Source organism: Mesorhizobium sp. M0019 (genome assembly GCF_040323975.1).
Taxonomy (GTDB): domain Bacteria; phylum Pseudomonadota; class Alphaproteobacteria; order Rhizobiales; family Rhizobiaceae; genus Mesorhizobium.
The window spans coordinates 1-14215 of the sequence record NZ_JAMYVK010000026.1; the positions used below are offsets into that span (position 1 = coordinate 1).

A 14215-nucleotide genomic window follows, 5' to 3' on the forward strand; every position below is an offset into this window, starting at 1 on the left:
CTGACGAGGTTCGCGGAAAAGCGCCCAACAGCGGCCACATCGCCGCTTCAGGCCGCCAAAACCTCATCGCCGTGCATCAAGGCGGCTAGGCACTTGCGGTACCCGGAGCGCAGCGTCCTTCTCGACATCTTCACAGCGGTAGCGGTTACTCCGCTATGGCACCCTCGGCGGTATTGCTGGCTGCGGATTCCACTAGATCTATGACATCGGCACCTGTGCAGACCCAAAAGATCTCTGCGTCCGCATCACCGTTAACAAGGCAGACGTGGCCCATGGTGCTGTCGAAATAGGCGCTATCTCCCGCTTCCAATATGATCGGTGCATAGAACTCGGTTTGGAGGACGATTGAACCGCTCAGCACAATCAGCACTTCCTCACCGTTGTGACGGATGAGCTGCCCAAAGTCACGGACTTCCCGGGCTTTGACACGAGTTCTGATCGGGATCATCTTCTTGCCGATTAGATCGGTGCAAAGCATTTCATAGTCATAATTCTTCGTTCGAAACTGGATACCCTGACCAGACTTGGTTATCGAACGACGCCCCGAAGGCAGCTCTTTCTTGCCATCGTAGAAAAGATCGGAAATATCTACGTCGAGCCCGCGCGCAAGACGGATGATACTTTCGTAGGTGGGCGAAAGTAGATTGTTTTCAATCTTCGAAATTGTCGAAGCGGAAAGACCCGAGCCGCCAGCTACATCCTTGATGGTCAGATTCGCTGCGGCGCGAAGCGCACGCACACGTTCTCCAAGGTTGGCATCCGATAGTTCTTTCGCGATATCTGCCGACCTCATGATGCTTGTCATTGGCTCTTTCCCATGAGTTTCGTTTCGTCAATTAACATAGCCTATAGGAACATGGTTGGGAATCGTTATAATCGTTGTAAAAGATGCAAGACGGTTTCAATCCCGAGGACATCAGCAGGCCGACGTGTGGCTCTGAACTATGATAAGGAACACCAATGCGAAGCTCGCAGTCCATTCATATCGTTGGATGCCACGCAGAGGGAGAGGTGGGCGATGTCATCGTCGGCGGCGTCGCGCCTCCGCCTGGAAAGACGATCTGGGAACAATCGCGTTTCATTGCCAAGGATCAGGTCTTGCGAAATTTTGTTCTCAACGAACCGCGTGGCGGCATTTTTCGTCACGTGAACCTGCTTGTTCCTCCCGTTGACCCCAAGGCCGCTATGGGCTGGATCATCATGGAACCGAACGACACGCCACCAATGTCGGGTTCGAACTCGATTTGCGTGGCGACGGTTCTGCTCGACACGGGCATCTTACCGATGCAGGAGCCGGAAACGCGCTTCATTCTCGAAGCGCCAGGCGGGCTTGTCGAAATCACGGCCTCGTGCAAGGGCGGCAAGGCTGAGAAGATCAAGGTTCGCAACCTTCCATCCTTTGCCGACAAACTGGATGTGAGACTGGAAGTGGCGGGGCTGGGGACGCTGACGGTGGATACAGCTTTCGGCGGCGACAGCTTTGTCGTTGTCGATGCGAAGTCGCTCGGCTTCGCCATCGAGCCGGACGAGGCCCGCGACATCGCCGAGGCGGCAATGAAGATTACAACTGCCGCCAATGAGCAGATCGGCTTCAAACATCCGACCAACGCCTGGGATCACATTTCCTTTTGCCAGTTCACCAATCCGGTGGAAATCGAGGCCGGCATCCTGACCGGAAAGAACACCGTCGTGTGCAGCCCGGGCAAGTTGGATCGATCGCCGACGGGCACCGGCTGCTCGGCGCGCATGGCTCTGCTTCACACCAGGGGTCAAATGAAAGCTGGTGACCGCTTCATCGGCCGGTCGATCATTGGAACGGAGTTTGAATGCAGCATCGAGGCGGAATGCATCGTCGGCGACCGAGCCGGGATCATTCCAACCATCGCCGGCCGAGCCTGGGTGACCGGAACCATGCAGCACATGCTTGATCCGGACGATCCATTTCCGGGCGGCTACAGGCTCTCCGACACCTGGCCAAAACTCATCTGAGCCGAGCCTCAAGACCCGCGAAGTGAGCCAGCACATCGACTAAGGCACTCTTGACCAGCCGCACGCGCGGCAGGACGGTTGCGTGTTCGTGGACCAGCATCCAGAGGTCTGGCATTAGCTTCGGTGCGTCTTGCAGCACCGCAAGCAGACCAATCGTCTCGGCGGCGAAACTGGGCAGCACGGCCATGCCCAGACCGTGCTTCACCGCCGCCATCTGCGCGTTCAACGAGGACAGGCGCAGGGCTGGTTGCAGGCCGGGGCATAGCACCTCCAGCCAGGTCGCCATGGTCAGGTAGCGCAGGTCCTCGGTCCAGCCGATCACCCGATGGCGGTGCAGGTCGGCCGGGCTGGCGGGGGTGCCGTGGCAAGCGATGTAACTCGATGAGGCGTAGATACCGAAAGCGACCCGTCCCAGCTTGCGCTGCCGGTAGCTGCCGCGTTCAGGCCGGATCAGGCGCAGGACGATGTCGGCCTCTTCTCCGGTCAGTCGCACCGGGCGAACACTGGAGTGCATCTCGATCCGGATATCCGGATGGCTTTGCAGGAATCCTGCGAGCCCGGGCAGCAGAATCTCTTGCCCAAGAAGCTCCGGCACGTCGAGGCGAACGGGGCCGGACAGATCGTTGTCTTTCTCACGCGCCGTACGCTCGAAGACGCGCATCTGCGCCTCGGCCCTTTCGCCTGGTGCCAGCAGATCTCGCCCGGCCGCTGTCAGGTCATAGCCGTCACGGTGAGGGCGGAACAGCTTGACCTGCAACGACGCCTCCAGCGCCTCGATCCGGCGGGAGACGGTGGAGGGGCTGACGCCAAGCTGGCTGGAAGCCGCACTGAGAGTGCGCGCGTTGGCCACAGCGAGGAAGAATTTCAGATCGTTCCAATCCATGCGGCTTTTCATTTTCGGAAGATCGGATTGCGGAAAGGTTTCTCGACTGCAGCGAAAAAGCAAGGCAATTCGTGCCGAAACCTTGCGAGGCAGGATCATGACAGCCGAAACCGAAGCCTTCCGATTTTCCGAATTTGGCGCACCCGATGTGTTAAGGTGGCAGCCCCACACGCTGCCCGATCCCGCTGCGGGAGAGATCCAGATCCGCCATTTGGCCATCGGCGTGAACTACATCGACGTCTATCACCGCCGGGGTGTTTTCGCCGCGCCGCTGGCGCTGCCAAGCGGCCTTGGAGTCGAAGGCGTCGGCACGATCACCGCCTTGGGCGAGGGCGTCACGGGCTTTGCCATCGGCCAGCGTGTTGCCTATGTCGGCGGCCCACCTGGCGCCTATGCCACCTTCCGCAACTTGCCCGCCGGCCGCGCCCTTGCGGTGCCCGCGTCACTGGACAGCACCGAGGTCGCGGCAATGGCCTTCAAGGGGCTGACGGTCGAATACCTGATCCACCGTTGCGTGCCAGTGGCCAGCAGCGACACCGTGCTGTTCCACGCGGCGGCGGGCGGGGTCGGCTCCATCGCCTGCCAATGGCTGCGCCAGATCGGCGCGACGGTCATCGGCACGGTCAGCTCGGCCAAGAAGGCGCAAGTGGCACTGGCTAACGGTTGCAAACATGTGATCATCTATACGGAGGAAGATTTTCAGGCCCGGGTGGCCGAGATTACCGGCGGCAAGGGAGTGGATGTCGCCTATGACTCGGTCGGGGCCGAGACCTTCACGAAGTCGCTCGACTGCCTGCGGCCGCGCGGCACATTGGTCAGCTTCGGTGAATCCTCAGGCCCGATTCCGCCGCTGAGTGTAGCCTCGTTGGGGGCAAAAGGATCGCTCTACGTCACCCGGCCTTCGATCGCGCATTACACTGCCAATCGCGCGGAATACGAGGCTGCGGCGCGGAACCTGTTCGCGGCGATGGAGGCCGGAGTGTTGCGGGCATCCGGTGTCACGACTTATGCCCTGTCCGATGCCCGCAAGGCGCACGAGGATCTCGAGGCGCGGCGCACGACGGGCTCGGTGGTTCTGGTTCCCTGACGGGAGTCAGAATCCCCAGGAAGGTCCGCGCTTCCCGGAGAACTCAAGCTACTGGTTTGCGCCGGCGAACGCCCTGATCGACACGCCACTTTCTTCCAGCATGGCTCGAACGCGCGCGGCGATGGTGACGGCCGCCGGCGTGTCGCTATGCACGCAGATCGAATCGATTGGTGTCTGCAGCATCTGCCCGGAAATCGTCTCGATGGCGCCTTGCTTGACCATCCGGACGACCCGCTCCGCCGCCTTCTCGGCATCGTGGATGACCGCTCCGTCCAGTTTGCGCGAGACAAGAAAGCCTTCCTCCGTGTAAGCGCGGTCAGCGAAGATCTCGGATCTGACCGTCAGGCCCGCGTCGCGCGCACCCCTGTCCTGAAACCCCAATGCAATGACCAGGCAGATCAGGCCGGGATCGACGGCCTTGACCGCGCGCGTCACGGCTTCGGCAACACCGCGGTCGGTCTGGGTAAGGTTGCCAAGCGCTCCATGCGCCTTCACGTACCGGATTGGGTGGCCGGCATAGGTGGAAAGCGCCTGCGCCGCGCCGATCTGGTAGGCGACCAGCCTTTCGATCTCGCTTGGGGAATGCGGGATGATACGGCGTCCGAATCCCCACAGGTCGGCGAAGCTCGGATGTGCGCCAACGGCGACGCCCTTGTCGCGCGCCATCGAGAACGTGGCCGCCATGATCTCGGGGTCGCCGGCATGAAAGCCGCAGGCCACATTGGCGGAACTGACAATATCGAGGATCGCCGCATCGTCGCCGAGCCTGTAGGCTCCAAAACCCTCGCCCATGTCGGAATTGATATCGACCTGCAATCCCTTGGCCGCCATGGCGCTTTCCTCAGTGGTTTGAACCATCGCCTTGCCTTCACATCAGCTCGTAGAGTGGCGTGCCGTAACCGACGACCGCTCCGTCCTCGGCCAGCGCCGCGCCCAGCACGCCGTCTGCCGGCGCGAGGACGGCCTTGAGGCATGGCCCGACCTGCAGGACACCGATCGTCTCGCCCTTGCAGACCGTCTGGCCAGGTTCGGCAACCGGGCGGCCGGTGGTTGGGTGATCGAGACGGAACACGCCGACGCCGGGCGCGCGCACACCCTTGAAAACCGTTCCGGCCTTCGGCACTTCGGCCGCAGCCACGGGTATCGAGGCAATAACGGACTGCATATGCAGGCGCAGCGAAAAGCCGGCCTCCGCCAGTTCGATCTCGGCGATACCGGCGCTTGCGCACCAGGCGGCCAGCCTTTCGATCTCCTCAATCGTCATCGCCGCCTCGTCGCTTGAGCAGACCGCCTTCAATGAGACGTTCGAGGTGATGGATATCGAAGCCTCCGGCGGCGAAGCCGGGCTCCTCCATCAGGATGCCGTGCAGCGGCGCGTTGGTGGCGATGCCGACAGCTTCCATCTCAGCCAATGCACCGCGCATGCGCCGGATCGCCTCTGCCCGCGTCGCGCCATGCGCCAGCAGCTTGGCCACCAGCGAATCGTAGTGCGGCGGCACGGTGTAGCCGGAGTAGAGATGCGATTCGACGCGGATACCGGGACCACCGGGCGGCGTCCAGCGCTCGACCCGGCCCGGATGCGGCCGAAAGCTGTAGGGATCTTCAGCGTTGATGCGGCATTCGACGGCGTGGCCTTGAATGCGGATGTCTTCCTGGCTGAACGACAGCGGTTCGCCGCGAGCGATGCGGATCTGCTCTCGCACGATATCGATGCCGGTGACGAGTTCGGTGACCGGATGCTCCACCTGCACGCGGGTGTTCATCTCGATGAAAGAGAAGCGCCCGTCCTCGTAGAGGAACTCGAACGTACCGGCACCGGTATAGCCGATGGTCAGGCATGCGCGGGCGCAGAGCTCGCCGATCTCGGCGATCGCCGCGCGGGCGATGCCCGGCGCGGGAGCTTCCTCGATGACCTTCTGGTGGCGGCGCTGCATGGAGCAATCGCGCTCACCGAGCCAGACCGCTGTACCGTGCTTGTCCGCCAGAATCTGGATCTCGATATGGCGCGGCTGCTCGAGGAATTTCTCCAGATAGACTTGCGGGTTGCTGAAGGCCCGGCCGGCTTCCTCTCGCGCCATCGACACGGCCTCTATCAACGAGCGCTCATCGCGCACGATACGCATGCCGCGCCCGCCGCCGCCACCCGCCGCCTTGACGATGACCGGATAGCCGATGGCCTCGGCGATGGCGCGCACCGCCTCCTCGTCCTGAGGCAGCGCCCCCTCCGAGCCCGAGACACAGGGAACGCCAGCAGCGATCATCGTCCGCTTGGCGGAGACCTTGTCGCCCATGGTGCGGATCGCCGCCGCGGACGGCCCTATGAAGATAAGGCCGGCGTTTTCGACCGCCTCGGCGAAGGCGGCGTTTTCCGAGAGGAAACCATAGCCCGGATGGATCGCGCCCGCGCCGGTGAGTTGCGCAGCCGCGATGATCTCGGCGATGTTGAGATAGCTCTCCGTCGCGGCAGCCGGTCCGATGCAGATTGCCTTGTCCGCCAGCGCGACATGGCGAAGGCTCGCATCCGCTTCCGAATGCGCCGCCACCGTCTTCAATCCGAGATCGCGGCAGGCTCGCAGGATGCGCAGCGCAATTTCACCGCGGTTGGCGATAAGGACGGTATCGAACATCGCCCTCAGCCCAAATCTTCGAGAACGAACAGCACGTCGCCGGACTGCACGGCGGCATGGTCGTCGAACGCGATCTGGACGATCCGCCCAGCGCGATCGGATTCCACGACGTTGAAGGTCTTCATGGCTTCGAGGACGCCGATCTTCTGCCCTTCCTCGATCACATCGCCAACCGAAACCAGCGGCGGTTCGCCTTCGGTGCCAGAACGGTAGAACACGCCCGAGAGCGGTGCGCGGATCGTATGCCGCGCGATAGACGGAGCTGTCGAAGCCGAATTTGAGGAGGCGGCGGTACCTGCGGCTGGCTGCGGCGAAGGCTGCGCCTGCGACGTGGATTGCGCGGGCGCCGCCTGCCTGGACATGCGGATGCGAACGCCGTCGCGCTCCATCTCCAGTTCGGCAATGGGCGAACGCGAGACAAATTCGATCAGCTTGTGGACGAAGTCGAGATCCATCGCCGGCCCTATCGCAGCGCTTCGACAGCCTCGGCGATGCGCCCGATCGCTTCTTCGATCAGGTCCATCGACGTGGCTATGGAAATGCGGAAATGCGGCGACAGGCCGTAGGCTGAGCCCTGCACCACCGCGACCCGCGCCTGATCGAGGAGGTAAAGCGAGAAGTCGTCGTCGCTGCCGATGGGAATGCCATCCGGGCGGCGACGGCCGATCAGGGCTGAGCAATTGGGATAGAGATAGAAGGCGCCCTCGGGCGTCTGGCAGGTGAGGCCGGGAACCTTGCGCAGCAGCTCCAGAGCGCGGTCGCGCCGCGCCTGGAATTCGAGCGCCCGCGGGCGAAGAAAGTCCTGAGGACCTTCAAGTGCGGCTATGGTCGCGGCCTGCGAGATGGATGACGGGTTCGACGTGCTTTGGCTCTGCACGGTCGCCATGGCGCGGATCAGCGGTTCCGGCCCGCCTGCATAGCCGATCCGCCAGCCGGTTATGGCATAGGCTTTCGACACGCCGTTGACCGTCAGTGTGCGATCCTTCAGCCGCGGCTCGACGCCGGCGATGGTATGGAAGGTGCGTCCGTCGAACAGGATGTGCTCGTAGATGTCGTCGGTCAGCACGTGGACATGTGGGTGGTCGAGGAGCACGACGGCCAGTCCGGCGAGTTCGTCACGGCTGTAGACGGCGCCTGTCGGATTGGAGGGCGTGTTGAGGAGCAGCCATTTCGTGCGCCCGGTGATGGCGGCTCGCAAGGCCTGCGGTGTCAGCTTGAAGCCTTCGGCCTCCGTGCACGGAACGACCACGGGCTTGCCTTGCCCGAGCAGAACGATGTCTGTGTAGGAGACCCAATAAGGCGCGGGAACAACCACCTCGTCACCCGGGGCGAGCGTTGCCAGCAAGGCATTGTAGATGATCTGCTTCGCGCCGCCCGCGACAGTGATCTGCGACGGCTTGAAGTCGAGGCCGTTTTCGCGCCTGAATTTCTCGGCCACCGCGTTCTTCAGCGCAGGCGTGCCGTCCACCGCCGTATAGCGCGTCTCGCCCCGGAGCATGGCCTGATAGGCAGCCTCGATGATGTGCGGCGGCGTCGGAAAGTCCGGCTCGCCGGCGCTCAGGCTGACAACGTCGATGCCGGGCGAACGCATTTCAATTGCCCGCGCGGTGACCGCCATGCTGGGGCTTGGCTTGACGACGTCGAGACGGGGAGCAATGAGGCCCACGGAACAATCCTCAGCATGTCAGATATTTGGCACAGATTGGATAATGTATTCTGATTTTCGCGTCAAACCCCTTTTTCTGCGTCGAAGTCCGGGTTATGTGTCGTTCTGGAGGTGGCCCGACAGAGGAAAGTATCCAATCATTCGTCGCCACGAATAACATCGAGATAAGGAACACGGTCAGAATGGGCACAAACTATGATGTGGTGATCGTCGGCGGAGGTGTTGTCGGCAGCTCGATCGCCTATTTCCTGTCAGCCAATCCGGATTTCGGTGGCAGGGTCGCGGTGATCGAGCGGGATCCCTACTACACGGCCTCCTCGTCCTCATTGTCGACCAGCGCCATACGCCAGCAATTCGGCACTGCGCCGAACATCGCCATGTCGCAATTCAGCATTGACTTCCTGCGCCAGGCAAAGACGCGACTTGCCATTGGCGACGAGTTGGCGGACATCGGACTACATGAGCCAGGTTACCTCATACTGGCGACGCCCGAGCGGGCAGACGCGCAACGGGCCAAGAACCGCGTTCAGCGCGGCATGGGCGTTGATGCGGAATTGATCGAGCAGGTCGATCTGGCGCGACGCTTCCCCTGGCTCAACACCGACGATCTCGCCCTCGGCTCACTCGGCCTCGGCAGCGAAGGCTGGTTCGATGGCCCTGGCCTGATGCAGGCATTCCGGCGAAAGGCGCGCGCACAGGGCGTGGACTATCTTGCCGCGACCGTAACGGGACTGACCATGGCTTCTCCCCGAAAGGTTGGTGAGGTGGTGCTGGACAATGGCGAACGGCTTGCCGCCGGCACGGTGATCAACGCGGCCGGACCCTGGAGCGCGGGCATCGCCAAGATGGCCGGCGCCGACCTGCCCGTCGTCCCGAGCAAGCGTTGCGTCTTCGTCTTCGAAACACCGGCAAGGATCGAGAACTGCCCCTTCGTTTTCGACACCAGCGGCTTCTGGCTGCGGCCGGAAGGCCAGCTGTTCCTGTGCGGCGTTCCGCCGGTGCGCGAGAACGAGCCAGACGATTTTGGACTGGATGTGGACTACGAACTGTTCGACGAGGTGATCTGGCCAGCGCTGGCCCATCGAGTGCCTGGGTTCGAACAACTGCGGATGCTGCGCGCCTGGGCAGGGCTCTACGAGTACAATACGTTCGATCACAGTGGCATCATCGGTCGCCATCCCGAGATCTCGAACTTTGTATTCGCCACCGGCTTTAGCGGCCACGGCATGATGCACGCGGCGGCGACCGGGTCGGGCGTCAGTGACCTGATCGCCTATGGCGAGTATCGCTCTATCGACCTGTCGGCGTTTCGCTATGATCGGATCGCCGCCAACCAGCCCATCGAAGAACATGTCTACTGACGCGAAACGGACGGCATGGCATCGGAAGGGCAAGGGTGCTATGCGTCCGCTTCTTCCATCAAACGGCGCCGCATTCAGTATACAAGGCGGCCGCTCCCCAGGCTCATTCATGCTCGTACAGAAAAAGACCATCTCGACCCAGGTAGCCGATGCCATCAGGCAGAAGATTCTGATCGGCGAATACGAAGCCAACTTCCAGTTGCGACAGGAGCATCTGGCCACAGAGTTCGGCGTCAGCCGAATTCCGGTACGAGAGGCGCTCCATCAGCTTCACTCGGAAGGTTTCGTCACCCTGGTTTCCCATAAGGGAGCTGTCGTCACCTCCATCTCCCTTGACGAGATCCTCGAGCTCTACGAATTGCGGGCCCGGATTGAAACATGGCTACTTGCGCTTGCCATTCCAAGGATGACGGACGCCGACCTCGCGCTGGCCCGCGAACGTGCGAAACAGCATCAGGAACAGGGCAAGACAGGTGAGTACTCGAACCAGCTGAACTGGAACTTCCACGCCGCGCTCTATGCGCCGTCCGGTCGCAAGGCGACGATCGAACTGGTCGGGCGCATCTACCAGCAACTGGAACGCTACACGCGCATGATGGTGACGCTCACCGAGATACAGGCCCAGTCCGACCGCGACCACTGGCAGCTCATAGACCTGTGCGAAGCCAAGGACACACTGCGCTCCGTTGGCCTTTTGGAAATGCATATCATCACCAGCGGCAAATTCCTGGTAGACCGGCTTCAGGAACTTCGGGGCAGTTGATCGCAAGCGGACGGGGAACGAGGCGATGGCAAATTGGTCTGGAGTGTTCCCCGCGGTGACGACCAAGCTCACTCGGGATGGCAGCGTAGACCTCGAGGCTACGGCGAACAGTATCGATAGGCTCGTGAGAAACGGCGTGTCTGGTGTGATCGTCCTTCCAATGCTGGGTGAAAACGCCTCGATGACCCTTGTCGAACGTGAAGCCGTCATTCGTCGTGCCGTGGAAGTGGTGGCAGGTCGCGTGCCCGTTCTCTCGGGCCTTGCCGAGATCACCCTCGGCAGTGCAACGGCAAATGCGAGGCTTTACAAATCTCTGGGCGCCCAAGGCCTGATGGTCTTTCCGAGCCTCGCCTACAAGACCGACCCGCGTGAGACAGTGGAGTGGTATAAGGAAATCGCAGGCGCATCGCAACTGCCGATTATGATCTACAACAACCCCATCGCGTACGGGGTCGACGTGACCGTCGAAGTTCTCAGGGAACTTGTCGACACACCGCAGATCGTCTGCATTAAGGAAGAGTCGGGTGACATTCGACGAGTCACTGATTTGCATGTCGCGTTCGATGACCGCTTCAGTATTTTTTGTGGCGTGGACGATCTGATCGTCGAAAGCTCGGCCCTCGGCGTGGCTGGCTGGGTTTCGGGTATGACCAATGTCTGGCCGGCAGAATGCGTCGAGCTCTTCAACTTTTGCGCACAGGACAGATTTCCGGAGGCGCGCTCGCTTTATCGCATTCTGACGCCGTCATTCCATCTCGATACTCACGTCAAGCTGGTCCAATACATCAAGCTTGCCGAAAACCTCGTCTATGGAGCGCCGGAATGGACCCGGGCCCCACGCTTGCCGCTCATCGGGAAGGAGCGCGACCACGTCGTCTCAATTATACAGCAAGCAATCAATGCCTTGGCGGATCGCGCCAGAAAAACAGCTTGATCGATCTCCTGATTTGATTCCGCGAAGGCGATCGTGGCGCGACCGAGTCACCTGCCAGTTGGTACGACTCGAGCGCCGCTATTTAGCTGGAGGTGTGGAGCGGGTAAGCAACACGACGCCCCCACTATCGGCTGTGTCGTAATAGGTGAAGCCGGTGCGGTTTTCCCGCCGCCCGCGCATCAGCACGGAAAGTCCGTCAGTTTGCGCCTTGGTTTCGGCTGCGTCCGCGTCACGGACTTCAAAGCCGATATGGAAGACGCCCTCGCCCTTGGTGTCGAGTTGAATGCGCTGTGGTGAAGGGTCATGGCTTGGCTGGCAGAGTTGCAGCTGAATGTTCGGCAGGTTGCAAATCCGGTATTGCATCGCCCTGAAACCGTCGGGGCTCGGCACCTGGAGTTCTTCGTATTCGGCCAGCGGTGGATAAGCCTCCCACGGCCCGATGCCGATGGAGTCATAGTAGGCTTGCGCCTTGTCGATATCGTGCACGACGATGCAGATGTGATGCAGCTTGTCGAAGTTGCCCATGTGCTCACTCCCCATTCTTCTCACTCCTTGACCGGGACCGTATAGTTCAGCACGCGGCGCCCTCCGTCGGGATAGATCGTCTCGCCGGTGATATAGGAAGCGTCGTCGCTGGCCAGGAACGCTACGACGGCGGCGATCTCTGCGGGGGTGCCTAGACGCCCAAGCGGTGTGCGCGAAAGGATCGCTCGTCGCATTTCCTCCGAGTCGATGAAGGCCCCGTCCATGACCATCTCCGTCGCGATTGTGCCCGGCCCGACGCCGACCACGCGGATGCCATGCGGAGCAAAGGCGACCGCCGCGGTGCTGGTGACCTGGTTCATGCCGCCCTTGGAGATCGCGTAGGTGGCGACGCGCGGGTTGGCGAGGCCTGAATTGATCGAGGACATGTTGATGATGACACCGCCTCCACCTTGCGCGATCATCTGGCGGGCTGCGGCCTGGGTGCCCATAAACGCGCCCTTCAGATTGACGGCGAGAACCCTGTCGTAGTCCGCCTCTGTGATGTCGAGAAAGTCCTGGACCGGAGCGATGCCGGCATTGTTGACCATGATGTCGACACGGCCGAATTTCGCCACCGCCGCCGCAACCAGCCCATCGACCTGATCCTTCTTGCTGACATCCGTAACGACCGCCAGGACGCTGTCGGGGGTGCCGATTTCGGCGGCACATTTTCTCAGTTCCGTCGCATCGATGTCGCCGAGCACGAGCTTCGCGCCTTCGGCCAGAAAGCGTTCCGCGCAAGCGCGTCCGATGCCGCGCGCCGCGCCTGTGACAACCGCCACCTTGCCTGCCTGTCTCATGTCCAGTCCTTCGATCATTGTAAGTCGGCCACCATCTCAGGGAGCGATGGGCCGAGCTTGGCCACGGATAGGGATAATTCTCCCACCGAAGCCTAGCCTAGCGGATAACGAAGGGATTGGCGGTCTTGCCAGCGGTGTCTATCCACACCGTCTTGGTCTGCAGATAGGAATTGATGGCCTCCTGCCCACTTTCACGCCCGATACCGCTCCTCTTGTAGCCGCCGAAGGGCGCCATGTAGGAGACGGCACGGTATGAATTGATCCAGACCATCCCCGCTTCCATCGCGGCCGCGCCGCGCAGCGCCCGGCCCATGTCGCTGGTCCATATCCCGGCCGCCAGCCCATAGGGGCTGTCATTGGCAATGGCGAAGGCCTCGTCCTCGTCGTCAAAGGGGATGACGGACAGGATCGGCCCGAACACCTCCTCACGCGCGATCCGCATGGTGTTGTTCACGCCGGTGAAGATGGTCGGCTCGACGAACCAGCCCTCGGCCAGTTCACTGGACGCAGGCTTGCCGCCACCGAGCACGCATAGCGCGCCCTCGCGGCGCGCTATGCCGAGATAGGACAGCACCTTCTCGCGCTGGGCTTGTGTGGTGATCGGCCCAACCTGCGTCTCGGCCAGCGCCGGATTGCCCAATCGAGCACTGGCCGCCAGCGTTATGACGCCCTCCACGAACCGGTCATGGATCTTGCGATGCACCAGCAGGCGCGAACCCGCGATGCAGGTCTGGCCGCTGGCCGCGAAAATGCCTGAGATCGCGCCGTTGACCGCGCTCTCGATATCGGCGTCGTCAAAGACGATGTTGGCCGATTTGCCGCCGAGCTCCAGCGTCACGGTCTTGAGCTGCTCGGCAGCGGCTCGATAGACGGCGACCCCACCAGGCTCGCCGCCGGTGAAGGCGATCTTGGCGACGTCGGGGTGGGAGACGAGCGGTACGCCGACATCCTGCGGCATGCCGGTAACGGTGTTGACCACGCCGGGCGGGAAGCCTGCCTGCGCAAACAGTTTCACGAACTCCAGCGTCGAGGCGGAGGCGTGTTCCGACGGTTTGATGACGACGGTGTTGCCGGCCGCCAGCAGCGGAGCGAGCTTCCAGGTCAGAAGCAAAAGCGGCGAATTCCAGGGCACGATGGCCGCAATGACACCCAGCGGCTCGTGGCGGGTAAAGGCGAACATGCCAGCCTTGTCGATCGGCAGAACCGACCCTTCGATCTTGTCGGCAAGACCGCCGAAATAGCGGAACCATTCCGGGATATAGCGCAGTTGCGCGGTCATTTCGGTGATCAGCTTGCCGTTGTCGCGCGTCTCGATGGCGGCAATGCGATCCGCGTTGTCGGCGATCAGCTCAGCCAGCCGCACAAGCAGCTTGCCGCGGGCGGTGGGCGTGATGCCAGCCCATTCCTTCGATCGGAAAGCCGCCTTGGCCGACGCCACAGCGGCGTCCACCTCGGCCTCGCCACCGCGCGGGATCAGCGCCCAGGGTCTGCCGGTAAAAGGATCATGGCTCTCGAATGTATCAGCGATCGATTGGAGCCGACCGCCGACCGTGTTCTGGAAACTGACCAACGCCATATCG

The 14215-nt window shown here is 62.0% G+C and carries 15 protein-coding genes; 5 read left to right on the forward strand and 10 right to left on the reverse strand.

Going from position 1 to position 14215, the window contains the following annotated elements:
• Nucleotides 1–145: 145 nt before the first annotated feature.
• The gene (locus tag NKK47_RS19055; RefSeq protein WP_352577872.1) at nucleotides 146–805 is read right to left on the reverse strand and encodes a helix-turn-helix domain-containing protein; all 660 of its coding nucleotides are present in this window, start codon (nucleotides 803–805) and stop codon (nucleotides 146–148) included.
• A gap of 155 nt (nucleotides 806–960) precedes the next feature.
• Here NKK47_RS19055 and NKK47_RS19060 point away from each other — a divergent pair, with 155 nt between their 5' ends.
• Nucleotides 961–1989 carry a trans-3-hydroxy-L-proline dehydratase gene (locus tag NKK47_RS19060; protein ID WP_352577873.1) on the forward strand — a complete coding sequence of 343 codons (1029 nt, stop codon included), beginning with the start codon at nucleotides 961–963 and terminating at the stop codon, nucleotides 1987–1989.
• Here the strand turns inward: NKK47_RS19060 and NKK47_RS19065 are convergent.
• Complete coding sequence (locus tag NKK47_RS19065) at nucleotides 1982–2971, reverse strand: LysR family transcriptional regulator (protein WP_352577874.1); 990 nt, start codon at nucleotides 2969–2971, stop codon at nucleotides 1982–1984. The genes NKK47_RS19060 and NKK47_RS19065 overlap by 8 nt on opposite strands.
• Between NKK47_RS19065 and NKK47_RS19070 the strand changes: the two genes are divergently transcribed.
• Nucleotides 2970–3959 carry a quinone oxidoreductase family protein gene (locus tag NKK47_RS19070; RefSeq protein ID WP_352577875.1) on the forward strand — a complete coding sequence of 330 codons (990 nt, stop codon included), beginning with the start codon at nucleotides 2970–2972 and terminating at the stop codon, nucleotides 3957–3959. The two genes, NKK47_RS19065 and NKK47_RS19070, sit on opposite strands and share 2 nt — an antisense overlap.
• 48 nt (nucleotides 3960–4007) lie before the next feature.
• On the opposite strand, the gene NKK47_RS19075 is transcribed toward NKK47_RS19070, so the two are convergent.
• The 5 genes from NKK47_RS19075 to NKK47_RS19095 all read right to left on the reverse strand — a co-directional run bounded on the left by NKK47_RS19075 (nucleotide 4008) and on the right by NKK47_RS19095 (nucleotide 8252).
• Nucleotides 4008–4790, reverse strand: coding sequence for a LamB/YcsF family protein (locus NKK47_RS19075; RefSeq protein ID WP_352577948.1), 783 nt, complete (start codon nucleotides 4788–4790; stop codon nucleotides 4008–4010).
• A gap of 37 nt (nucleotides 4791–4827) precedes the next feature.
• Nucleotides 4828–5223: an acetyl-CoA carboxylase biotin carboxyl carrier protein gene (locus tag NKK47_RS19080; RefSeq protein WP_352577876.1), complete on the reverse strand. Its 396-nt coding sequence runs from the start codon at nucleotides 5221–5223 to the stop codon at nucleotides 4828–4830.
• Entirely contained in the window at nucleotides 5213–6586 is a 1374-nt protein-coding gene (gene accC / locus NKK47_RS19085; protein ID WP_352577877.1) for an acetyl-CoA carboxylase biotin carboxylase subunit, read from the reverse strand. The genes NKK47_RS19080 and accC overlap by 11 nt, the downstream gene beginning before the upstream one ends.
• Before the next feature lie 5 nt (nucleotides 6587–6591).
• Complete coding sequence (locus NKK47_RS19090) at nucleotides 6592–6975, reverse strand: acetyl-CoA carboxylase biotin carboxyl carrier protein (protein ID WP_352577878.1); 384 nt, start codon at nucleotides 6973–6975, stop codon at nucleotides 6592–6594.
• Between the two features lie 74 nt (nucleotides 6976–7049).
• On the reverse strand, nucleotides 7050–8252 hold the full coding sequence (locus tag NKK47_RS19095) for a pyridoxal phosphate-dependent aminotransferase (RefSeq protein WP_352577879.1): 1203 nt from the start codon (nucleotides 8250–8252) through the stop codon (nucleotides 7050–7052).
• 182 nt (nucleotides 8253–8434) lie between these two features.
• Here NKK47_RS19095 and NKK47_RS19100 point away from each other — a divergent pair, with 182 nt between their 5' ends.
• The 3 genes from NKK47_RS19100 (at nucleotide 8435) to NKK47_RS19110 (ending at nucleotide 11310) form a co-directional block, all read left to right on the forward strand.
• Nucleotides 8435–9613, forward strand: coding sequence for an NAD(P)/FAD-dependent oxidoreductase (locus NKK47_RS19100; protein WP_352577880.1), 1179 nt, complete (start codon nucleotides 8435–8437; stop codon nucleotides 9611–9613).
• 109 nt (nucleotides 9614–9722) lie between these two features.
• Nucleotides 9723–10376: a GntR family transcriptional regulator gene (locus NKK47_RS19105; RefSeq protein ID WP_352577881.1), complete on the forward strand. Its 654-nt coding sequence runs from the start codon at nucleotides 9723–9725 to the stop codon at nucleotides 10374–10376.
• Nucleotides 10377–10401: 25 nt separating this feature from the next.
• On the forward strand, nucleotides 10402–11310 hold the full coding sequence (locus tag NKK47_RS19110; protein ID WP_352577882.1) for a dihydrodipicolinate synthase family protein: 909 nt from the start codon (nucleotides 10402–10404) through the stop codon (nucleotides 11308–11310).
• A gap of 78 nt (nucleotides 11311–11388) precedes the next feature.
• On the opposite strand, the gene NKK47_RS19115 is transcribed toward NKK47_RS19110, so the two are convergent.
• The 3 genes from NKK47_RS19115 to NKK47_RS19125 all read right to left on the reverse strand — a co-directional run bounded on the left by NKK47_RS19115 (nucleotide 11389) and on the right by NKK47_RS19125 (nucleotide 14211).
• Complete coding sequence (locus NKK47_RS19115; protein ID WP_352577883.1) at nucleotides 11389–11835, reverse strand: VOC family protein; 447 nt, start codon at nucleotides 11833–11835, stop codon at nucleotides 11389–11391.
• 20 nt (nucleotides 11836–11855) lie between these two features.
• Nucleotides 11856–12635 carry an SDR family NAD(P)-dependent oxidoreductase gene (locus NKK47_RS19120; RefSeq protein WP_352577884.1) on the reverse strand — a complete coding sequence of 260 codons (780 nt, stop codon included), beginning with the start codon at nucleotides 12633–12635 and terminating at the stop codon, nucleotides 11856–11858.
• Between the two features lie 97 nt (nucleotides 12636–12732).
• Nucleotides 12733–14211 (reverse strand): aldehyde dehydrogenase, encoded by a 1479-nt coding sequence (locus tag NKK47_RS19125; protein WP_352577885.1) that lies wholly within the window; start codon nucleotides 14209–14211, stop codon nucleotides 12733–12735.
• Nucleotides 14212–14215: the final 4 nt, after the last annotated feature.